The sequence below is a fragment of the Magnetococcales bacterium genome (assembly GCA_015231925.1).
Taxonomy (GTDB): Bacteria; Pseudomonadota; Magnetococcia; order Magnetococcales; family JADGAQ01; genus JADGAQ01.
The window spans coordinates 1-21290 of the sequence record JADGAQ010000028.1 but is presented as its reverse complement, the minus strand read 5'-3'; the positions used below and the strand labels follow the sequence as shown (position 1 = coordinate 21290).

Sequence of the window (21290 nt, the reverse complement as noted above, 5' to 3'; positions counted from 1 at the left end):
GCCACTGGCAAAATTTTCCCAAGGTCTCTTCGTATATTGATAAACCTGCCGGACCCCGATCCGGGCGTTATCCCGTCCGGCCCGACTCCCGCAGACGACGTATCACCAGGCCCAGATCCAGCTGATAGCGGCGCACCACATCCTGCAGGGTATCCACTTGCGAGGCCAGACAGGAACCGCAATCGATACCCTTTTCCGCGAGAATTTTTCCCAGATGGGGATGCTCGCGCAAAAGCTGTGCCATACTCTTGGTTACATCGATTTCGCCACCCATTGCCACTTCCCCCTTTGTCGTCGTCCCACCCGTGAATGCCTCCTTGCACCTTGCACAGGGATTATATATTATTCGCGGCTGTCTTTCATTGCTTTCAGCTGACAGGATCGGGGCATCCGGTCCGGACGGAGATGGAATCGTGGCCAGGAAACTCACACTCGGTGGCAAGCCCCCCCTGATCGGCAACAACGTTTCCCATTCGCACCGCAAGACCAAGCGGGCGTGGTTGCCCAATATCCAGACCAAAACCCTCTACAGCCAATCCCTGGGCCGGTCTTTCCGCATGACCATCACGGTCGAGACCCTGCGCACCCTGGATCGCGCCGGAGGGCTGGACAGCTTCCTCCTGGCTGCGGACCCCGCCAGTCTGGGCATGCCCATGCGCCGGGTGCGTGACCAAATCAGCGCCCGCGTCGCGCCCAGCGCCTGATCGTTTCTCGCCAAGGCGAAGAAAAAGCCCGACTTCCTGGGGAGTCGGGCTTTTTGTGTTTCCCGGCGGGATGGCTCATTGCCCTGACTATCAATCAGTCAAAGACAGGGCTGTCGGGAACTTCCGTCCCCAGCCCCTCCGGAGACCCTGATGGTCCCCGGCCCCCCGCAATAGTCGGTTAAAAACCGAATCACCCCTTCTCCGCAAGAAACGCCGACATCATGTGAAATCCGGGATCGAAAGAGCGACTGCCCCGACGCAGCAGCTCCTCGTCGTAGCGGTGGTTGTCGTCCGGCTCGATGCCCGTTCCCACCATGGCAAAGGGCACCGGATCCCGATTATGGGTGCGCAAGGCCACCGGCGTCGGATGATCCGGCAACGCCAGCGCCCGAAACGAGCCCTGTTCCTCCAGATAGGCCATCACCGGACCGACGACGCGGGCGTCGAAATCCTCGATAGCCTGGATCTTGTAGTCCAGTCGCCCGGCATGGCCCGCTTCGTCGGGGGCCTCCACATGAACGAAGAGTATGTCATGCTCCTTCAGCCCGCGAATACAGGTACTGGCCTTGCCTTCGTAGTTGGTGTCGATCCAGCCGGTGGCACCCGGAACGTTATAGACCTCGAAGCCGATGTTCAGGGCGATGCCCCGCATGAGATCCACCGCGGAGATCATGCCGCCGCTCAGACCGAACTTGCTGTGGAACGAGGCCAATCGGGGACGTTTACCATGTCCCCACAACCAGATGCTGCTGGCCGGCTTCTTCCCCTGAGCCACCCGCTGCCGGTTGACGGGATGCTCCCGGAGCAACTCGCGGGAGCGCACCATCAACTGGAGCGGCAAGGCGGCGTCCATTCCTTGCGGCAGATACGCCGCAATCGGCTGACCGGAAATGTCGTGGGGCGGGGTACACTGCAGCAGATCCCCGCCACCCGACCAGACCGCCAGGTTGCGATAGCCCACGCCGGGGTAAAAACGAAAACCCGAATCGGCGAAAAGTTCGTTGAGGCTCTGCATCAACAGCACGCTCTCCTCGTTGGAGATGTGCCCGGCGGAGAAGTCCTCCATGAGGATGCCATCCGCCGACAGGGTCACCAGATTACAGCGAAAAGCCACATCCGAAGGTCCCAGTTCCACCCCCATGGCCGTGGCCTCCAGGGGACTTCGCCCGGAATAGGTTCCTCGCACGTCGTAACCCAACACCCCCAGATTGGCTACATCACTACCCGGATAGTAGCCCTCCGGAGTGTTGCGCGACCAACCCCCTATCCCTTTGGATACCATACGGTCCAAATGGGGCGTCCTGGCCACCATCAAGGGGGTGCGACCTTCCAGTTCCACCATCGGAAGGTCGCTCATGCCATCACCCAGAAACACCGCGAACTTCATGCCGAACTCCCACCTACTGCAAGAGATCCTTGACGACTTCCCTCTCCTGCCGCAACTCATCCAGAACCTTCTGGAACTTGCCCTTGGCCCAGTCGCTCATATTCAGGCCTTCGACCACTTCCCAGGAGCCCTTTCCATCGTAACGCACGGGATAGCCGAAGATCAGCCCCTTGTCCACCCCGTACTGCCCGTCGGAGCGCACGGCGATGGAATACCACTGATTGTCGGGGGTCGCCTCATTGAAGAATTTGGCCGCGTCGATGGCCGCATTGGCCGCCGAGGCCGCACTCGACCCGCCACGCACCTTGAGAATTTCCGCACCCCGTTCCTGCACCGCCTTGACGAAATCTTCCCGCAGCCACTGCTCGTCAGCGATCACTTCGGTGACGGGACGGTCGTTGATCAAGGCGTTTTCAAAGTCGGGGTACTGGTTGTTGGAATGGTTGCCCCAGATGGTCACATGGGAAACGGCGGCGACCGGGACATGGGCCTTGTGGGCCAGCATGCTGGTGGCGCGGTTGTGGTCGAGGGCCATCATGGCGGTAAACCGATCCTGGGGCACCATGCTGTTGCTCATGGCGATCAGGCAGTTGGTGTTGCAGGGGTTGCCCACCACCAGAATGCGCACGTCTTCCGCAGCACGATCCAACGCCTTGCCCTGCCCCACGAAGATGGGCCCGTTTTCACGAATGAGATCAGAACGCTGCATGCCCGGAGAGCGGGGCTTGGAACCCACCAGCAGGGCGCAGTTGACCCCGTCGAAGGCTTCCGTCGGTTTGTCGGTGACCACCACCGACTGCAGTGTGGCGAAGCCGCAGTCATCCAATTCCATGACCACGCCTTCCAGCACCTTCATGGCGGCGGGAATCTCCAACAAGCGCAACTGCACGGGGCGATCCTTGCCGAACACATCCCCGGCGGCAATCCGAAACAACAGGCTGTAGCTGATGTTTCCCGCCGCTCCCGTCACCGCCACTCGAATCGGTCTCGCCATCGTCTCAACTCCCCCCAAAAGGAAAACCGCCATTAACAGGTTGCAACATCAAGAAAGTAGCTTTACCAGAGTTGCCACCTCCCCCACAATCCCTGAAAAACCCTTTCCAAGGAATTCCTGCTCATGGCCGACCTGCTCGATCGCATCAAACACCTCAAAACCGCTTTCGAAGCCGGTGGACGCCAGGCCATGGGCATCCGCCTCACCCCGGAACAGGCCGTCAGCCTGCGGTGGGAGTTGCACCAGATGTACGGCTTCGATCCCGGTGAAAGTCTGACCACCCTCTACGGGCTGGAAGTCCTTTCCACCGAGGCGGAGCAACTCACCTTCGAGGAGTGAACTCATCCCTTGGAGGTCAACTGGAACACACCATCCCACTCTTCGGGAGGAGGGTTCTGCACATAGTCCCGACAGCGATTGAGGTAGGTGCGGGTGGGGCCGTCCTCCCCGAAGCGGGTCAATAACTGGTCCATGCGCTCCATGGCCTCCTGGAAACGGCGCTCCTTGTACAACCCGACGGCCTGGCGATAACCGGTGATCAACTCCAGCCGCTCCCCCGTCAGTTCGCCTTTGCGGTCCAGAAGCTGGTAGACCGTCACCGGCTCCTTTTTGCCCACCACCCGAATGGTATCCAGCTCCCGAACCTCCACCTGCTCCTGGGCCAGCCGGTAGGTGGCGTCGGAAATCATCACATCCGAGCCGTAAAACTTGTTGGCTCCTTCCAAACGAGCGGCGAGATTGACCGCATCGCCCATGATGGTGTAGTCCATGCGCTGTTTGGAACCCATATTGCCCACCACCATGAGCCCCGAATTGAGGCCGATGCGGGTACTGAGTTCGGGGGTGCCCGCCTCTTTCCACCGGGTGCGCTGCTCCCGCAGATACTTTTGCATGTCGATGCAGGCCAGGCAGGCGCGCACGGCATGATCCGGCTGCTCCAGAGGCGCTCCCCAGAAGGCGATGATGGCATCCCCCTCGAACTTGTCCACCGTGCCCTCGTAGCGGGCGATGATGTCGCACATGGCCGTGAGGTACTCGTTCAGCAGATGCACCAGCTCCTGGGGAGTCAATTTTTCAGATATGGTGGAAAAACCCGCCACGTCGGAAAAGAGCGCCGTCATCTCCCGCTGCTCCCCTCCCAGTCGCAGGCGGGTCGGATCCTTGACCAGGATTTCCACGACCTTGGGCGACAGATACTGACCGAAAGCATCCTTGATCAGGGTCTTCTGTCCCCGCTCCTGAAGGAAGAAGCGCAGATTGATGCTCATGAAGCTCAGGAATCCGGCAATGGTGACATAGCTGACGGAGACGACCATGCCGCCCCGAACGTAGAACCAGGTCACCGCCGCCATATAGACCCCGAAGAGCAGCAGGACCAGTCCGGTTCGCAACAACGGATGGCCCACCCCGGTGGTGAGCATCAGCAGCAGCATGACCATCAGGGCGCTGGCCAGCTCCACTTGGTCGCTGGCCGGGCGCAGGGGAGCCCCCCGCATCAGGGTATGGATGGTATCGGCGATGATCTCCACCCCGTAGACCATGCCCACGGGGGTATCGAACCAGTCATGGGAAACCTCGGAGGTATCCCCGACGATGACGATCTTGTCCTTGACCCAATAGCTCAGTTCCGCCCTCTCCTCTTTGTCCAGATCCTCCAGGTGGAGAAACTCGTGGGCCGAAAGCCCCTTGACCTGACTCAGGAACCGGGCCCCGCCGGGCAGTGCGGGAAAATCGATGTAGAAGGAGTTGAACTGGTCCAGAGGCACCGTGAAGCGACCGTCGAAGATCAGTTTGCGATCCTGGAGTTTGGGCTGTGTCAGCCAGTGCATGGCCAGGGCCTGCACCGAGAAGGGCAACCCGTCCGCTTCGGAAACCATCTCCGGAAAGACCCGCAGACGGGATAAGGTGGTCCAGACCTGGCTGAAGGAGGAGATGTTGGTGTACCCGGAGCGGGTCACCTCCCGGATCGTCGGCGTGGGGTAATTGATTTTCTGGAATTTGCCGTTGCGAAATTCACCCTGGGAGACCACCAGGATGTTGCCCGCCCGCTTCAGAATCTCGGCGGTCGGAGCATCTTCCCCGTAGGAGCTGGGAAAATCCATCAGGATGTCGAGGGCCACCACATGCGCCCCCAGGGTGCGCAGATTTTCGGCAATGCGGGCAATGTCGACCCGCCGGAAAGGATAACTGCCGTAGGATTTGAAAAAGGCTTCATCCGTATTGACCAGAATCACGTCGTCCACGAAATTCATCACTTCGGGATCGCCGTACCGCTGCCGCAGCAACTGCCGGAAGGAGAGGGTCTGCTCCTCCAACATCGAAAACAGTTCCCCTTTTTCCGCAGGAATGGCCAAAGCAAAAAACAGGATCGTCAAGAACAGGTCGAATCGCTTGAGGAAATTCGTCGACATTCGTTTCCCGCTTCTTCAAGTTGGCGTGGCTGTCCTGAAACAATCATGGCGGTCCAGGTGACTGAACCGCCATGATACACACTCCCATCTGCGGAAACCAGCCCCTCCCCCGCTTGCGGGAAAAGGGTGGCTCTTTCGATCAATCCTGCTTTTCCACCAGCATCTTGTTGTAGCGCTGCGCCTCTTCCCGTTTCATGTTTTCCAGCTTGAGGGTGTTGTAGGCCTGGATCAGCAAGGGACGCATGTCGTTATCCTGCGGATGCTTCCGGAAATGGGCCTGATAGTGATCCATGGCGGCCACGGCCAGGCCCCGCTCTTCAAGGTAGCCCGCCACCATCAGGTCATCCTCCCCGGCCACCTGCTTGATCCGGCTCAAACCGGATTTGACCGCTTCCATCTCTTCGTTGCTCATCCAAACCAGGGAGCCGCCCCGCTTGGCCTCGAAGACCACTTCGGATCCCTTCATGACCTTGACGTCGAACTCGTGTTCCCCCGGCGAGGCATTGTCGATGCGCACCCGCACCACCGGATCCTTGGTGGAGGGCACGGGCAAGGTCTTGCCGTCCAGAATCAACTGATAGGAGAACTCCTCCCCCACGTTTTCCCAGGCCAGTTCCGGAAATTCCTTGGACAGGGCCACACTGCGCGCCACCTTCAGTTTGACCTCACCCTCCTGCTTGGCGCTGCGACGCAAGGTGGTGTACCGCTGGGCCTGGGCGAAGCGGTTGCTGAATCCGGCCATCAGATCACCCGAGGCCGCCGCCGGAGCCGACAGGGAACCCGCCATCACCTTCACCGCCGCCTCCTCGATCTGAATATGGGCGTTGGCGCCCATCTCCTGAAGGGTGTTGTTCGCCTGCAGGAGAACCTTCAAGGAGCCGTTGGCGCCGGTCTTCACCTGATTACCCGGGTAGACGAACTTGTTGCGGTCCAGGGGCTTCCACTTGTCCCCATCTTTGCTGAACTGCACGTCGCCGCTCAACTGCATGAGCATGGCCACCGGGGGCCGGTCCGGTTCCGCTTCGGCAGCCACCGCCGGTACAAGCCCTCCCAGCCAGCTTCCCAGGAACATCCATGCCAACAACAGAAGATGCCTCATACCGACCTCCCTTGGAGTGAATTCAACTGTCAAGACCTGGCGACGCGGTCGACAGGCCTGTCCGAACGTTCGAAAATCACCGGCCCACCAGCATGAAGGCCGACCAGACATACGGATAGCCCCAGCGGGGGTTCTTCATCATGTCCAACTGGGCCAGGCGCAGGGCCTCATGAACCTCTTTCCCGGCCAGAAGGTGCTTGTACAGACCGGTCATCAACGCCTGGGTACCCGCATCGCTCACCTCCCACAGCGAGGAGATCACGTTGCGCACCCCCGCTTCCTGGAAGGCCCGGCGCAAGCCGTAGACCCCCTCCCCTTCATGAATCTCCCCCAAGCCCGTTTCGCAGGCCGACAGGACCGCCAGATTGGTTCCGTTCAGGTTCAGCCCCAGAACCTCCAAAGCGGTCAGCACACCATCGTTGAAGGTCTCGATCTCCCCCAGATAGGGCGCGTTGGCGTTGACCCCGGCAAAAGCCAGCCCCGAACGCAACATGGGGTTGTCCCCGGGAGGCGGAACCTGGGTCAAATCGGCCCCGCGCTGCAGTTTCAGCAGGCGCTTCTTGAGGCTGTCGTCCGACTTCAGGAAAAAGCCGTGGGTGGCCACATGCAGGACGCCCGGAGGCTGTTTCAGCTCTTTCAGCGTCGCCTCCTGGGCCTGTTTCCGGGTGAAGAGCTGACCGGTGGCGCTCTTCTGCTCGGAGGCGAACCCGGCGATCAGCCGCCCCTCCTGTTCGGCTCCCGGCAGGGGATCGAACTTGAGGCCCCGCATGCCCCGGGACATGGCCCGCATGCCCTGCCCCACGGCGGAGGAGCGTCGGCCCTGAAGGGTGGCCACCTGGGCCTTGTCCACCATCTCATCGCTGTCGTAATCGGGCCCCGCCATGGTCAGGAAGGAGAGCCCCTTCTCCCGGCGGGCCGGCGTCGGCAGCAGATCCCGGGACGAGCCCAGGATGCGGATGTCGTGTGAGGTGATCAGATAGCGGTCCGACTCATCCACCAGAGCCGCAAAGGGCAGGATATGCAGCATGTCGTCCGGCACCACGAAGAGGCTCTTGCGCCCGTTCACCTGTGCCAGAAGCGGTTTCCAGAGGACTCTGTAGAGTTTCATCCCCTTGTCGAAGATGTCGTCCTCATCGACGCCCTCTTCCTGGATGATCTCCCGAAAATCCTTGATCATGCCTCGAATGGCATCGAGATCCGGATAAACGGTGAACGAGTAGCCCGTTTTGTCTCCGTCGCGCGTCATGACGCCGGCCATCAGGGCCGGTTTGCCTTCCAGCTCCACCGCCACGAAATCGATCAGGGCGCTGCCCGATGGCAGTTTCCGGGCCACCTCGTCCAGGGTGGCCCGGCGGGTGGCCTGCTGAAACCGCAGACTCTGCCGACCCAGCTCGCCCTCGACCCGTTCCACCTCTTCCTCAAGCTCTTTCAACTTTTTGTTGAATCCGGCCGGATCTTCTGCCGTGGGGCCGGTGAGGGTCAGAGAGGCCAGATTGTTGCGAGCCGTCTGCAACGCCTTGCCCAACGCGGCCATCTTCGCATCGCCGGAGAAGGTCGCCACCTGTTGCACTTCCGAAGCGATGCGGAAGAGCAGTCCCTTGCGCTGCAGGCTGACCTCCAACAGTTCCTTGCCGGCCTGCTCACTATTCAGACCGCGCAACAAACCCAGATGGGCATGCAACTCCGGAGTGTGCAGACGCACATACCCCTCTCGGGCATTTTCACCCGCCACCCACATCATGCGATCCAGAAATCGGGTACGCCGCTGGAAGGTCTCTTTTGAGAGCTTCAGAGCCTCACCGGGGCGACCGGCTTCCCGTTCCAGCCGGGCCAGGGTGTTGCGAATCTCGAAAGTGTAGGGATGTTGTTGCCCCAAAGCCCGGTCACTGGTCTCCAGGGCTTTGTTCAGGAGGTCACGAGCCTGATCGAAGCGTTTGACATCGACCCAGAGCGCCCCCAGATCGTGCATGGAGCGAATGACATCCCGATGTTTGTCGCCAAGCAGTTCACGCCGCCCGTTCAATGCCTGGGTGAGCCGCTGTTCCGCCTCGCCGCTCTGCCCCTGCATCCGGGCCACTCGCCCGAGGTTGTTCAGGGCCGTCAGTGTGGAGGTGTGCTTCAGGCCGTAAACCTTCTCGAAGCCCTGGTAGACCTTGGCAAAGTGGTTTCCGGCCTGGGCCGCGTCACCCTGCAGCAGACTCATGTAAGCCAGATTGTCCAGAAAGCTCAACGTATCCGGATGAGATTCCCCATTCTTTTTGGTGGAAATCTGCACCAATTCTGCCAGGATGGCGGTGGCCTTTTCGAAGTCACCCTGACTCTCGTGCAACAGCGCCAGACTGTTCGAAGCCGCCAGAGTGGTCGGGTGTTCGTTACCCAACAGAGCCTTGGCGTTTTGCACCGCCTGGCGGAACAGCGGTTCCGCCTGGTCGTAAAGCCCCTCTTCCTCCAGCATCAGACCCAGATTGTTGAGGATGGTGATGGTGATCTGGTGTTTCTCTCCCAACCCCTTGCGGGCCTGGACCAGCGCCTGATTGAACAGGGTCTCCGCATCCCGGGAGTAACCGCGCTTCTTTTTGATGCCCGCCAGATTGGTCATGGAGGAGACCACGTTGGGATGGGTGGCTCCCAAGGCATCCTTTTCGAAGGCCAGAACCTCACCCGCCAGTTTTTCAGCCTCCGGCAGATGGCCAAGGGCTTCCTCGATGCCCGCCAACTGGTCCATGGCACGGAAGCGCAGATCAGGCTCCGCATGGGGATCCTGCTCCAGGGCCTTCAACACCGACGTGGCCGTCTCCCTGGCCGGCTGCAACTCTCCGGCGCGGCGCAAAGCGTCCGCAAGACCCAGCCGGGCTTCGACCAGATCCCCTTCCGAGGGGCCATAGCGCCGTTCCATGCGGCTGACCACCGCCCGGTATTCCGCCACAGCCTGACCACCGCCACGCTGCAGATCGACCCGCGCCCGATCCAGGCCGCACAACAAACTCTGAGGATGCCACGCTCCCAGGCTGCGATCCATCTGGGCACAGGTCTCGGAGAGCAGCTTGAAGGCCGGATCGTAGTGGTTGCGGTTGCTGTAAAGGGTGGCCAAACTCCGGGCCAACTCCAGGGTCATCAGATGGCCGGCCCCCAATTGGCTGGTGGACTCTTTCTGCAAGGCCAGGCGCAAAGCGGTGGCCTTGTCGAAATCGAGACGGCTTTCCCAGACCTCCGCCAGGAGGTTTCCGGAGGAGAGGGTCTCGGGGTGACCCGCTCCCAGAAGCGCGGCCCCCACTTCGCGGCTCTTTTCCAGGGCTGCCACAGCCTCGTCGAGGCGTCCCAGGCGGAAGAAGGCCATGCCCTGCAGGCGTGTGGCCTCCATTTGCGCCGGATGGCGACCGCTCAGGACGCGACCACCCTCCCGCACGGCGGTGGCAGCCTGTCGGCTCACCTGTTCCCAATCGTTGCCCTCGGCGGCCTGCCGGGCTTTGTCCAGAGCGGTGCGCACCTTGGAGAGGGAGTCGATCTCCTCGTCATCCAGCATGCGGTTCTTGCTCTGCAAGGCGGCCATCACCTTTTCCAAACCGGGCGGCAAGGCACCGGCCATATCGGTCAACGCCTGGTCCAAAGCGGGCAGCGCGGCCCGATCCCCCTTCACCACGGCCTGTTCGGTGGCCTTCTTCAACACCTCCCGCGCCGGATCGACCTGTCCGGACCGGAAAAGGGCGGCGGCCTCGGCCAGGGGGCCCTGCCCACCAGCCGGCACGGCGGGAGATACCGGGGCTGCCGGAGATTGCGCCGTAGCGGCGGGCGTTGCGGCAGAGTTCGCCGGAGGCGGCGCAGGAGCTGCACCGGGTTGATCGGGAGCCTTGGCGGGCAGCACTTTGGATTGGGACATGGCAGCGGCAGCGTCACCCCCGCCCACCATCTCGAACCATTTACGGGCCTCTTCGGGATTGCGCGGCACGCCAAAACCCTCGGCGTGCATGAGCCCGAGGTGATAGCGCGCCCCGGCATGGCCCTGCTGGGCCGCCTTGCCGAACCAGGAGAGGGCTTCCTTGTAGTCCTTCTCCACACCTTGTCCCATGAAATAGATCACGCCCAGCTTGGCCTGGGCCTCGGCAGAGCCCTGATCCGCCGCCAGGCGGTACCACTTGATGGCTTTGGCGTCATCCTCCGGGGAGCGTCCTCCCAAAAAGAGATCCCCCAGTTTGACCTGGGCAGAGGGATCACCGGACTGGGCCTGGGGTTCCAGAACAGCCGCTTTCTTCTCCAGTGCCGCGTTGTAGGGATCGGCATCCGCAGCCCGGGAGATGGCACACGGCTGAAAGATCAGCGCCAGAGCCAGCAGGGAGATACCTCCAAGCTGTCGGGACACCTTCGTCGGCCCTGGCCGTTGCTGTTTCTTCTCTGAAGCCATCATGACATCCTCACCCATCTGAAGAGCCCGAAGTCAGGTGATCAATTGTCGCCACAACCCTTCCCCGCGGCAACAATTTCCTGCCCCATGATCCATTTGGACTACCCGGAGGCCCCCTGTTTCAACTGGGGCTGGCCTGGTTTTCGTTGGTATTTTGCTCCTGCTCCTGCTGCTGTTGCTGTTGCTGCTGCTCAAGCTGTTGTTGCTGTTCCTGCTGCTGTTGCTGTTCCTGCTGTTGCTGTTCCTGTTGCTGCTGTTGCTGCTGTTGCTGCTGTTGCTGTTGTTGGGTGATCGGTGTGGCCAAATCCCCCTGGATCACGGCGGACTGAGCGGATTGCAAGGCATTGTTCAAGTTGACCTGGCTGCTGTCGATACTTTGCTGCGCCGCCTGGGAGGAGGTCTGATCGATTTGCCCCTGGGCGTTGATGGCGGTCAACTGGCCGTTTGAATTGACGACGTTTTGCATCAGGCCGGTCACATCCGACTGCCCGGCCTGCTGGGTCAGCGCGGCGACGGACTGATTGACCGAGGGGGCGACCTGGGCGACAACCGCCCCGAGGGAGAGACCCGAGGCTTCGGAGACCGATTTGGAGATCATGGCGGCGGCGGCGGGGTTGGTTTGGGCGACGCTGGTGGCGATCTGGGTGGCCTGGGAAGGAACCGCCATAGCGACCGAAGCGGCCACCTGGGCCGCAGCAAGGGGATTCGCCTGGCTGACCGCCTGGGCGATGGCTCCCGCCTGAGTGGGATTGGCCGTAGCGATGGCGGCGGCCACCTGGGCCATCTGAGCCGGGGTTCCGCCGGAGAGGCTGCTGGCCAAAGCGGAGGGAGTGATCAGATTGGCCCCGCCCAAGGCGGCCGCCATGGGAACCAGCTGGCCCGGATTGGCGGCGGCCATGGCCGTGATAATCTGCTGTGCCTGCCCCGGAGAGGCCGTGGCCACGGATAAAGTCACCGCCGCCGCCGAGTCGGGTTTGACCGCCGATACCGCCACGGCAACGGCCGCCGCTGTCGTCGGCGAGGCTTTGGCGATCGTTGAAGCCAGAGCCGCCGCTTGCGAAGAAGAAGTCGCCAGGGGCGCCGCTGCCTGAGCAATCGCCGCCGCCTGGGCAGGCGCCTGGGAAGCCGCCGCCGCCGGAACGAGGCTGAGGGCCTCCTGCCGACTGGCAGTCGGCAAGGAAGAGATGGCCTGACTGACCGCCGACGAAGCCGCTGCCGGAGAGACCTGGGAAACCGCCGCCACGATAGTGGCCGCTGAAACGGCGTTATCGGTTTTGCCGGGTACGGAAACAGCACTGCCGACGATGATATTGGTCATTGCAGTGTTGGCGCTAACGGCGGCTGCCACCACCTGAACCACCTCCTGGGAAGTCGGAGCCACCCGCACGATGGCATCCACCACCTGCTGAGTGCTGTTTTGCACGTTGAACTGGTTGGCCGTGGTCATGCTACCGGTATGCCTGCTCACATCCGCCGAAGCCGAAGCCACCCCTCCCACAGCCTGGGCGCCGAAATCCCCGGCCAGGGGGGCGCCCTGTTCGAGGGACCCCTGAGCCGCCACCAGAACCGACAGGGCCCGTTGCGCCACATCATCGGTCACGGCCTGCGCCTCTCCGATCAGATTCAGCCCGGCGATCATCCCCTTCAACCACGAGCCCCAGTCGCGGGACTGCCGGCCCCGGTCCGGTTCGGAAACCGGATCGTCGTTTGGCACGACGGGGTTCGGGGCAGATGGCGGGGCGGGCGATTTGGACGGCGTCGCTGCGGGAACGGCGACAGGTTTGGCATCCGACACCTCGGCCCCGAGCTGTTTGCGGCTGGGAAGACGGCTGATGCGAGCATCCTCCGCCAACTGTTCCGCTGTGAGCAACACCATTTCGGGCAGTTTCTCCCCCAATTCACTCTTCAGATGGCGAATACCCTGCGCACCGATGGCCACCGGCATGCCGGCGGGATTGACCAGAGGGGCGTTTTTGCTCCCGGTGGCCAGAAACTGCCCGGCCTTCAGGGGAATGCTCCCTTTGGCGTTGCGCAACTCACCCTCACCCTTGGGAAGGCTGATGAAGAGGGGTATTCCCGGAACGACGATGCCTTCCGCCACGGTACCGCGCACCCCCATGGTCGCCGTGGGGGTGCCGATATTGATCTGGGAATCCTTCACCCCGAAGCCGGAGATATAGCGAAAAGCGCCCTGCTCGATGCGGGTGTTCTGTTCGGTGCGGCTCTCGACGGGATTGAACGCGAAATGGTTCACCACCGCCTTGGCATCCGAGCCGAAGGTATAGGTGGAGCCATCCCGCAATCGCATGACCAATTTGGCACCGGGTCCCGTTTCCACGATCTGGCCGGGAAGAATGCGATCATTCACCGCCAGGGGTTTCGGGGTTTCACCGGGGCGGTAGCCCTTGACCTCGTTGCGCACATGGACCACCCGACCGACATAGGGCTCTTCCTCCGCCATTGCGGTCAGCGGCGGACCACCGGTTGCCAGTACGAAGATCGCTGCCAGGAGCATTCTTCTCTGCTCTTTCATCGTCGCCACTCCTTATACCGAGATGTCACACCGGTCGTTCTCAGTTACGCATCGCAAGGTTTCGTTCCATGATAGAGTAACCCTCGGGGAAAGCCGAATCCTTTTTTCACCCAGGGTTACTCCGGCCCCTCCGTTGCCGATCGAACCGGCAAAATGATCCACTCTGCCGGAAGATGAAAGGGGAGGGTCGCCGGGTTGATCGCGCCGTCGGGACGACAGAAGGGGCCCTGTCCGCAGGACACCTGGCCATTTCGCCGTCCAATGCACCCAATTTCCAAGGAGGCACAAAGTTTGCATTCCTTCTGCTGGGCCGATCCCTTGACTCACATCCACTTTTTTCGAACAGAATGAGGCCATTCGAAACAAGCAATACATTCGGACAAAAACGATCACTCCGGAAAATGTCTTCCGGATGTCGTTATTAAAAAGGAAGAAGGCATTACCATGTTTCCCTGTTGCCGCCAATCCCATGCGTAGAAAGTGCCAGCCCGCACTCTACCTGTTGCTGCTGGGAGCTCTGTTGTGGAGCTTCACAGGGGATCTGCGCGCTCGGGATGAAAAGGCCAAGGGCATCTCGATCGGGATTTTTCGCATCAACCCAAGCTTCAATATGTCCTCTTCCTACAGTGACAACATACTAAAGACATCGGACAACCGGATTGCGGATAAGATTTTATCATTCAAACCCGTGCTGCAGATAACCACCCACTGGAGAAAACTCACCTTCTCCGCCGGGTACCAGGCCGACGTGACCCGTCATGAATCCTGGACCTCCGAGGATTTCGCGGACCAGGGACTGCGCGTCAATGCCAGCTACGAACAACCCAACAAGATGAAATTCGCCATCGAAGGAGCCTCCGACTGGAATCACGATACCCGGGGTGCGCCCGATACCGGATTCGGCGACATCAAAGCGCCACCAAAGAAGTGGCGCCACTATTCGGTTGAAACCAAGGGGGAATACACTCTCAACCGCTTCAAGACCCTCTTGTCGACCTCCCGGGATATCAACGACAAGGAGAACGTCGGTCACTACTGGGACAAGGTGGCCTTTTCCGTCATGTACGCCATCTCGCCCAAAACGTCCCTGCTGACCGAACTCAGCCGCAAATCGATCCACTACGACGACGCCACCCTGAAGCGGGACAGCCTCGAAACAGGCCTTGGGGCAGGCCTCACCTGGCGCGCCACCGCCCAGACCACCGGCGAAGTGCGCGTGGGCATGAAAGCCAAAAGCCTGCCCGACAAACCCCAGAGCGACACCTCCTCCACCACCTGGGACGGAAATGTCGTCTGGAAACCGTTGCGTCACACCTCCGTCGGACTGAACCTGAACCGCGACTTTCAGGAAGGCGGCGAAACGGATCTCTATTTCGTCACCACGGGCGCCAGTCTCTCCCTGGAACATCAGGTGCGTTCATTCTTGACACAAACCGCCAAGCTTTCCTATACCAACAATGCCTACGCCTCCTCGTTGGAAAACAATTTGTGGAAAGCCGGAATTGGGGTAAACTACCAATTCCCTCGCTGGTGGACCATGGGCGTGGATTTGAGCCATACCGTTCAGGAGTCGAACAGGCCCGGCAGCAACTACGACGACAATGCGGTCATGGTTACCTTCAAAGGAGGGATGTGAGACGGTCCCCGACGAGGCCGCTCGCCACCCGATCAGCCATTCTTGCGGAAAAGGTATGAGATATCCCGTTTTCCTTTCCGTAACCTTTCGAAGGCACATCACCCTCATCGCCGTGGTTCTTCTCGGCTGGGTCGTTCCGCTCGCCCGGGCGGCAGGTGACCTCGACCTGCCCTCCACCTATCGGTTGGGGCCCGGCGACAAGATCCAAATCACCGTAGCCGAAGAGCCCGATCTCAGTCTGGAAACGACCATTGCCCCCAGCGGCAAAATTTCCTACTCCTTCCTGGGGGAGATCACCGTCGAAGGCCTCACCGGGAAAGAACTCGAAAAGGATTTGACCCGTCGCTTCCAGGACGGTTTTCTGCGCAATCCGGTGGTCAATGTCTCCATCACCTCGTATCGCATGGTCTACGTCAACGGTGAAGTATCCACCTCCGGAGGATATCCCTTCCGTCCGGGGTTGACCGTGCGCAAGGCCATCACTCTTGCCGGGGGATTCTCGGACCGGGCGGATCGCGAGCGCATTACCGTGATCCGTGGCCAGAGCAGCCGAAACAAGGAGATCCCCATTCACCTCGATGATCCGGTCTTTCCGGACGACATCATCACTGTCCCGGAAGGCTTCTGGTAAGAAGGATCAAGGCCCATGTCCGAAAATCCCTCCCCCTCTTTTTGGACGGACGGAGCCAAGAAGACGGGGCTCATCACCCCGGCGGCACCGCCGGCGCCGGCGTTTGCCTCCCCAGGGAGACCCCCGACCGTCCTGGATGACGAGGTCGTCTCCGGCCTGCCCCTGCGACACTACTGGCTCACCTTCCTGAAACGCAAGTGGCAGGTGTTGAGCATCCTCCTCTTCGTCCTGATCCCCACCTCCCTGCACGTCTGGTCCCTGGTTCCCCTCTATCGCGCCTCGGCCATCCTGCTGATCGAACAGCAACAACCCAAACTGATCTCCCTGGGCGACCTCTACTCCACCGATCAGGATCCGGCCTACCTGCAAACCCAGCTCGAACTGCTGCGCAGTCGCAATCTGCTGGAGGAGGTCGTTCGCCGGCAGAAACTCCATCAGGCTCCGGAATACGACCCCGCCGCCCAAAGCAAAAAAAGGGGCTGGACCCTCTCCAACTGGATGCCCGCCAAATGGCTCGACCTGCTGCCGATACAGGAAGATGCGAGACCGACCGCTCCTCCGGAGGGCGCCTCCACCCAACAGATCGATCCGAAGCTGATGAATTATCTGGTCGCCGTACTCGGCAGCCGGATTTCGGTGGAGTCCATCAACCGCAGCCATCTGGTGCGGGTCACCGTGGTTTCCGAAAGCCCGGAACGGGCCGCCGAAACCGCCAACTCCCTGGCCAAAACCTACATCGACCAGCAACTGGAAGCCAAACTCCAGATGACCCAACATGCGGCATCCTGGTTGATGGAGCGGTTGGACGGGCTCAGAAAGCAGTTGGATACCTCCGAGAAGGAACTCCAAATTTTTCGTGAGGTCAACGGCCTGGTCGGAGACAACACCCGTACCCAGGGAACCGATTCGGACCATATGCTCAATCTGGAGGTGGTGAAGAGCCGGGCCAAAGCCATCGAAATCCGTACCAACTACGAGCGCCTGCGCGCCCTGGTGCAGAATACCGAGCCGGCGAAACTGGTCAATCTGCCTTTGCCGGACAGCGGCCTTTTGCTCGAAATGAAACGGCAACTGGTGCAGATCGAAAAACGCCTCACCGAACTGGAGGAACGCTACGGACCCAAACATCCGCTGCTGATCCGGACCCAGAAAGAACAGGAAGAGACCCAGCGCAAAATTGCCGCGGAAGCCTCCCGTTTGGTGGAATCGATGCGCCACGAAGCGGATGTGGCCTCGGCCATGGCCTCCAGCCTGGCGGGTCAGATGAGTGCCCAAAAGGGTGAAGCCCAGCGCATGCAGCAAAAATCGATCGAGATGAGCCGCCTGGAACGCGAGGTCGCCGCCAATCGCCAGTTGTACGATCTCTTTCTGAAACGCTTCAAGGAGACCGACGCCACGGAAGGCATGCAGTCCGCCAACGCCCGCGTGGTGGACATGGCCACGCCGCCCATGTCCAGCTTCGAGCCCCGTCGGGGCCAGGCCGTACTGCAGGCCACGGGTGTCGCCTTCGTCCTGAGTCTGGTGGTCATCTTCATTCTGGAAGCCGTCGATCAGAGCATCAAAGCTCCCCAGGAGCTGGAACATCTGACCAGCATCCCCCTCTTCGCCACGCTTCCGGCATTGAAAGCCCAGCGTTCCCAATCGATCACGCCGGAGGAGATGCTCTCCAAGAATCCGAAATCAAATTATGCCGAAGCGATTCGAAGTCTGCGAACCGGCCTGCTCTTCTCGAATCTGGACCATCCCCACCAGATCATCATGGTCACCTCGTCGATTCCGGAAGAGGGCAAAACCACCGTGGCCATCAATCTGGCCACCGCCTTTTCCCAGTCCGGTGATCGGGTCATGCTGCTGGAGGCCGATCTGCGCCGGCCTCGTCTGAAGAAGGTCTTCAATGTCACCGCGCCTCGCGGCATCACCGGATTTCTCTCGGAAACCCTCAGCAAGGAGAACCGCTCCGGGGTGGAGCGGCGCACCCTGGCCGTGCGGCGCACCCAAACGGAACGCCGGGTCACTGCAGCCCGCGTCGCCGGCTACAAGGGGATCGAACGCCGTTCCGGACTCGATCGCCGCTCCGGATGGGAACGCCGCCAACGTCACGATCGCCGCCAGGATATTTTTACCATCCTCAGCCGGGAGATCATCCTCTCCCCCCAGGGAGTCTCCGTTCTGCTCAGCGGGCCGACCCCGCCATTCCCCAGCGAAATCCTGGCCTCGCAACGCTGGCGCTCCATGCTCGCCCTGCTGCGCAACCACTTCGACCGCATCATCATCGACGCCCCGCCCACCCTGCTGGTCACCGACGCACAGATTCTGGGGGAACAGGCCGATGCCGTGGTCTTTGTCGTCAAGGCGGCCAGTACCAACCGCGATACGGTCATGGGCGCCCTGAAACGTCTGCAGCACGCCCGCATCAACCTTGTCGGCACCGTCTTCAACAGCGTGGATATGAAGCGTCTGGTCTATTATAGTGGATATCGGTACGGCTACGGATACGGGTACGGCTATGGATACGGTCAATACAGCAGTCACGGGTACTACGGTGAATCCGAGGAGAGCTGACGCCACTGCGGGACGTGTCCGATGCTGATCGATCGCAACGGCCAAACCTGGATCGACATCCATTGTCATCTACTGCCAGGTTTGGACGATGGCGCCGCCACCCTGGACGAAACACTGCACATGGCGCGAATGGCGGTTGCCGACGGTATCGGTCACATCGTGGCCACGCCCCATTTCACCCCGGGCATCTACGTCCACTCCGGCGAAACCGTGCAAAAGGCCGCTTCTTCCCTGCGCGACATCCTGCGGCGCGAAAATATTGCCCTCGAACTGAGCGTGGCTGCCGATATCCGACTCGGGCCGGAGATGATGGATCTGGTCCGGCGGGGGGAGTTGCCCATCCTGGGTTCTCACGGGGAAAAAAGCTATTTTCTGCTCGAATTCCCCCATGACTCGGTACCCGCCGGCTCCCTCCAGGCGGTGCAATGGCTGTTGAAACAAGGTTTGGTGCCTGTCCTGACCCACCCCGAGCGCAACCTGGCCATTCAGCAACGCCTCGACATACTGGCCCCCTTCCTGGACGCCGGTTGCCTGGTCCAGGTCACGGCGGACGCCCTCATCGGTCGTTTTGGCGCCCTGGCCCGGCAGATTGGGGAGAAGCTGTTGCAGCGCGGCTGGGTCCATGTTTTGGCCACGGACGCCCACGACCCCGAAGAGCGTCCCCCGCTCCTCTCCCCCGGTCTTGCCGCGGCGGCTCGCTGGGTGGGTTGGCCCCAGGCCACCGCCATGGTGACCACCACCCCCGCCCGAATGCTGGGAGGCCGAGGATGACCTTCTCCCTGCGTTTTGCCCTGCTTCTCGCCTTTTCCCTGACCCTCGCCGTCTGGTCCGCCCTGTGGACCCTGGCCGATTTTTATTCCCTGCCCTGGCAATGGGCCAAAGAAAAAAGCACCAAAAAGGCCATCCCCCAATTCCGTCTCAAAGAGACCCGTGACCTGATGGCCAAGGCCCATGAACTCAACCCCAATCAGGTGGACTACCTCCTGGAACTGGCTCAAGGCACCTATCAACTGGCCAACGAGGAGGTGCGCCACTCCGAAGGGGAAAAGGCCCTGCTGCAGGAAGCCTTGCGCTACTACGAACGAGCCGCCTCGCTGCGACCCTCCTGGGCCACCACCTGGATCAATCTGGCCGGTGTGCGTCTGCGCCTGGATCCGGAGCAGTTGCCGGAGGCACTGAAAGATCTGGAACGGGCCATCACCCTGGATCCCTGGAGCCCAACCATTCAGATGCGCGCCGTTTCCCTGGGCTTCGTGGTGTGGCCTTATGCCTCCTCCACCTTACGGGAACGCCTCATCAGCAATGCGGTGAAAGCCTTGAACGTCGATGCCAAACGGGTCATCCAACTGGCCATGGAGAAGGGCCTGATCGGAGAACTGGAACCCTTGTTGACTCCCGAGGCCCGAACCATCCTGGAGAAAATGCGTGGACAACCGTGAGCCGGAAGCCCCAGTGAAGGTTGTGGCATCGTTTCCCCCTGACGAGGACGATTCCCCTTCTTTCCGTTTACTGTTCGGCGGATTCCTGCTGTTGATGATCTGGTTGCCCCTGCCGCTGGGCAGCAATCGTCACTGGGCCTGGGGCATCATGGCCACCTGGACTTTTCTGCTGCTGGCTGTCTGGGCGATCTCCCACCTGCAGCGGCCCATGGTTGCCAATCCGCTGCTGCGCAACCATCCTTTCCCGTTTATTCTCTTCCTTGGCTTCAGCCTGATCCCTCTATTTCAGGTCATTCCGCTGAATATCCAGTTTTTGCGCCTGCTCTCTCCGGCCAGTCTGGATATGTTCCTTTACGCCGGACAGGAAAGCCGCTCCCTGCCCATCTCTCTCGACACCCAGGCAACAATGGCCATGTGGTTGAAAACGACGGCCTATCTGACGGGAGGATGGCTGGTACTGGTGCTGGCCAGAACCCGGCAACGCCTGACCTGGCTGGCCTGGATCATGTTGCTGACGGGCGTTGCCGAGGCTTTTTACGGACTGGCCATGGTGCTTTCCGGAATCGAAATGATCTGGTGGTTGCCAAAATGGTCCAGTCAGGGTTCCGCCGCCGGCACCTTCGTCAACCGGAACCATTTCGCCGGATTTCTCGAAATGACCATTCCCCTCGGATTCGGGCTGTTGATTGCCCGTCTGCCCTCCCGTTCACGGGAATCCAGCTGGAAGGAGATGATTCAATACGACCTGAAGTTCCTCTTCAGTCAGACGGGAATCGTCTTCATTCTGGTGGTCACCATGTTCATCGGCCTGTTTCTGACCAATTCCCGAGGAGGTGCGGCAGCACTGCTCTTTTCGCTGTTTCTGATTTCGGGTCTGACCTTCTTTCGCTCCTACAGTTCCACCCGGGAAAAGCGCCTGATGGCGCCTATCCTGGCCATCTCCATCCTGGCCGGCATCTGGCTTGGCTTGGGAAACCTGACGGGGCGATTGATCAACACCGAACTCGAGGACAAATCCCGAACGGCGGTCTTCGAAGCAACTCTCGGCAAAATCGCCAATTATCCGATGTTCGGCTCCGGAGGGGGCACCTTTCAGTACACCTTCCCGCTATACCGACCGGAGAAGATCCACCGTTTCTACGACCATACCCACAACGACTATCTGGAGATGCTGGCCGATTTCGGTGTGGTGGGGTTCAGCCTGCTGGCTCTGGCCACGGGCATTTGCTGGTGGATCATGCTGCGCAGTTATTTAAAGCGACGGGATCCTCTGGCGAGGGGATTGCTCTTCGCCAGTCTGAGTGGCACCCTCTCGCTGGCCCTGCACGGATTGTACGACTTCAACCTGCAGATTCCCTCGAACGCCTTTTACTTCGTGGTGCTGTTGGCCATGGGGTTGCAGGCCGGCCAATTGCCGCATCAAAGCCGACGCAAGGGCAAGCCGCTGGTATAAGTCATCGGGGGTCCGGGGGGGATAATCCCCCCCCGTATACCC

General features: G+C 60.9%; 15 protein-coding genes. 8 read left to right on the top strand and 7 right to left on the bottom strand.

Features of this window, described 5'->3' with window-relative positions; all coding sequences use genetic code 11:
• Positions 1 to 67: 67 nt before the first annotated feature.
• Complete coding sequence (locus HQL56_05300) at positions 68 to 274, bottom strand: hypothetical protein (GenBank protein MBF0308926.1); 207 nt, start codon at positions 272 to 274, stop codon at positions 68 to 70.
• A 139-nt stretch (positions 275 to 413) separates the two neighbouring features.
• On the opposite strand from HQL56_05300, the gene rpmB reads away from it, so the two are divergent.
• Complete coding sequence (rpmB, locus tag HQL56_05295) at positions 414 to 704, top strand: 50S ribosomal protein L28 (protein MBF0308925.1); 291 nt, start codon at positions 414 to 416, stop codon at positions 702 to 704.
• 190 nt (positions 705 to 894) lie between these two features.
• Here the strand turns inward: rpmB and HQL56_05290 are convergent, their stop codons facing one another.
• Together HQL56_05290 and HQL56_05285 are read right to left on the bottom strand one after the other, a co-directional pair.
• Positions 895 to 2091, bottom strand: a complete 1197-nt coding sequence (locus HQL56_05290; protein MBF0308924.1) for a cofactor-independent phosphoglycerate mutase — start codon at positions 2089 to 2091, stop codon at positions 895 to 897.
• A 13-nt stretch (positions 2092 to 2104) separates the two neighbouring features.
• Positions 2105 to 3085 carry a malate dehydrogenase gene (locus HQL56_05285; GenBank protein ID MBF0308923.1) on the bottom strand — a complete coding sequence of 327 codons (981 nt, stop codon included), beginning with the start codon at positions 3083 to 3085 and terminating at the stop codon, positions 2105 to 2107.
• Positions 3086 to 3208: 123 nt separating this feature from the next.
• Here HQL56_05285 and HQL56_05280 point away from each other — a divergent pair, with 123 nt between their 5' ends.
• A complete protein-coding gene (locus HQL56_05280) occupies positions 3209 to 3424 on the top strand; it encodes a hypothetical protein (protein MBF0308922.1) in 216 nt (71 codons plus the stop codon).
• Between the two features lie 2 nt (positions 3425 to 3426).
• Here the strand turns inward: HQL56_05280 and HQL56_05275 are convergent, their stop codons facing one another.
• The 4 genes from HQL56_05275 to HQL56_05260 form a co-directional block, all read right to left on the bottom strand.
• Positions 3427 to 5496: an adenylate/guanylate cyclase domain-containing protein gene (locus HQL56_05275; GenBank protein MBF0308921.1), complete on the bottom strand. Its 2070-nt coding sequence runs from the start codon at positions 5494 to 5496 to the stop codon at positions 3427 to 3429.
• A gap of 139 nt (positions 5497 to 5635) precedes the next feature.
• Positions 5636 to 6595: a hypothetical protein gene (locus HQL56_05270; GenBank protein ID MBF0308920.1), complete on the bottom strand. Its 960-nt coding sequence runs from the start codon at positions 6593 to 6595 to the stop codon at positions 5636 to 5638.
• Between the two features lie 76 nt (positions 6596 to 6671).
• On the bottom strand, positions 6672 to 10997 hold the full coding sequence (locus HQL56_05265; protein MBF0308919.1) for a CHAT domain-containing protein: 4326 nt from the start codon (positions 10995 to 10997) through the stop codon (positions 6672 to 6674).
• Positions 10998 to 11115: 118 nt separating this feature from the next.
• Positions 11116 to 13527, bottom strand: coding sequence for a FecR domain-containing protein (locus HQL56_05260; protein ID MBF0308918.1), 2412 nt, complete (start codon positions 13525 to 13527; stop codon positions 11116 to 11118).
• 469 nt (positions 13528 to 13996) lie between these two features.
• Here HQL56_05260 and HQL56_05255 point away from each other — a divergent pair, with 469 nt between their 5' ends.
• From HQL56_05255 to HQL56_05230, 6 genes are read left to right on the top strand one after another with little or no spacing between them, the layout of a single operon-like run.
• On the top strand, positions 13997 to 15163 hold the full coding sequence (locus tag HQL56_05255; protein MBF0308917.1) for an outer membrane beta-barrel protein: 1167 nt from the start codon (positions 13997 to 13999) through the stop codon (positions 15161 to 15163).
• A 55-nt stretch (positions 15164 to 15218) separates the two neighbouring features.
• Positions 15219 to 15794, top strand: coding sequence for a polysaccharide export protein (locus HQL56_05250; GenBank protein MBF0308916.1), 576 nt, complete (start codon positions 15219 to 15221; stop codon positions 15792 to 15794).
• A 15-nt stretch (positions 15795 to 15809) separates the two neighbouring features.
• Positions 15810 to 18356, top strand: a complete 2547-nt coding sequence (locus HQL56_05245) for a hypothetical protein (protein MBF0308915.1) — start codon at positions 15810 to 15812, stop codon at positions 18354 to 18356.
• Between the two features lie 21 nt (positions 18357 to 18377).
• Positions 18378 to 19127: a capsular biosynthesis protein gene (locus HQL56_05240; protein ID MBF0308914.1), complete on the top strand. Its 750-nt coding sequence runs from the start codon at positions 18378 to 18380 to the stop codon at positions 19125 to 19127.
• On the top strand, positions 19124 to 19795 hold the full coding sequence (locus HQL56_05235; GenBank protein ID MBF0308913.1) for a hypothetical protein: 672 nt from the start codon (positions 19124 to 19126) through the stop codon (positions 19793 to 19795). Before HQL56_05240 ends, HQL56_05235 begins: the two co-directional genes overlap by 4 nt.
• Complete coding sequence (locus HQL56_05230) at positions 19782 to 21248, top strand: O-antigen ligase family protein (protein MBF0308912.1); 1467 nt, start codon at positions 19782 to 19784, stop codon at positions 21246 to 21248. The genes HQL56_05235 and HQL56_05230 overlap by 14 nt, the downstream gene beginning before the upstream one ends.
• Positions 21249 to 21290: the final 42 nt, after the last annotated feature.

What these genes read in the sequence shown, in the direction of transcription:
- HQL56_05245 (MBF0308915.1), top strand. Translation starts at nt 15,810, where the DNA reads ATGTCCGAAAATCCCTCCCCCTCTTTTTGGACGGACGGAGCCAAGAAG.
- HQL56_05285 (MBF0308923.1), bottom strand. Translation starts at nt 3,085, where the DNA reads ATGGCGAGACCGATTCGAGTGGCGGTGACGGGAGCGGCGGGAAACATC.
- HQL56_05235 (MBF0308913.1), top strand. Translation starts at nt 19,124, where the DNA reads ATGACCTTCTCCCTGCGTTTTGCCCTGCTTCTCGCCTTTTCCCTGACC.
- HQL56_05280 (MBF0308922.1), top strand. Translation starts at nt 3,209, where the DNA reads ATGGCCGACCTGCTCGATCGCATCAAACACCTCAAAACCGCTTTCGAA.
- HQL56_05290 (MBF0308924.1), bottom strand. Translation starts at nt 2,091, where the DNA reads ATGAAGTTCGCGGTGTTTCTGGGTGATGGCATGAGCGACCTTCCGATG.
- HQL56_05255 (MBF0308917.1), top strand. Translation starts at nt 13,997, where the DNA reads ATGCGTAGAAAGTGCCAGCCCGCACTCTACCTGTTGCTGCTGGGAGCT.
- HQL56_05275 (MBF0308921.1), bottom strand. Translation starts at nt 5,496, where the DNA reads ATGTCGACGAATTTCCTCAAGCGATTCGACCTGTTCTTGACGATCCTG.
- HQL56_05270 (MBF0308920.1), bottom strand. Translation starts at nt 6,595, where the DNA reads ATGAGGCATCTTCTGTTGTTGGCATGGATGTTCCTGGGAAGCTGGCTG.
- HQL56_05300 (MBF0308926.1), bottom strand. Translation starts at nt 274, where the DNA reads ATGGGTGGCGAAATCGATGTAACCAAGAGTATGGCACAGCTTTTGCGC.
- HQL56_05250 (MBF0308916.1), top strand. Translation starts at nt 15,219, where the DNA reads ATGAGATATCCCGTTTTCCTTTCCGTAACCTTTCGAAGGCACATCACC.
- HQL56_05240 (MBF0308914.1), top strand. Translation starts at nt 18,378, where the DNA reads ATGCTGATCGATCGCAACGGCCAAACCTGGATCGACATCCATTGTCAT.
- HQL56_05265 (MBF0308919.1), bottom strand. Translation starts at nt 10,997, where the DNA reads ATGATGGCTTCAGAGAAGAAACAGCAACGGCCAGGGCCGACGAAGGTG.
- HQL56_05260 (MBF0308918.1), bottom strand. Translation starts at nt 13,527, where the DNA reads ATGAAAGAGCAGAGAAGAATGCTCCTGGCAGCGATCTTCGTACTGGCA.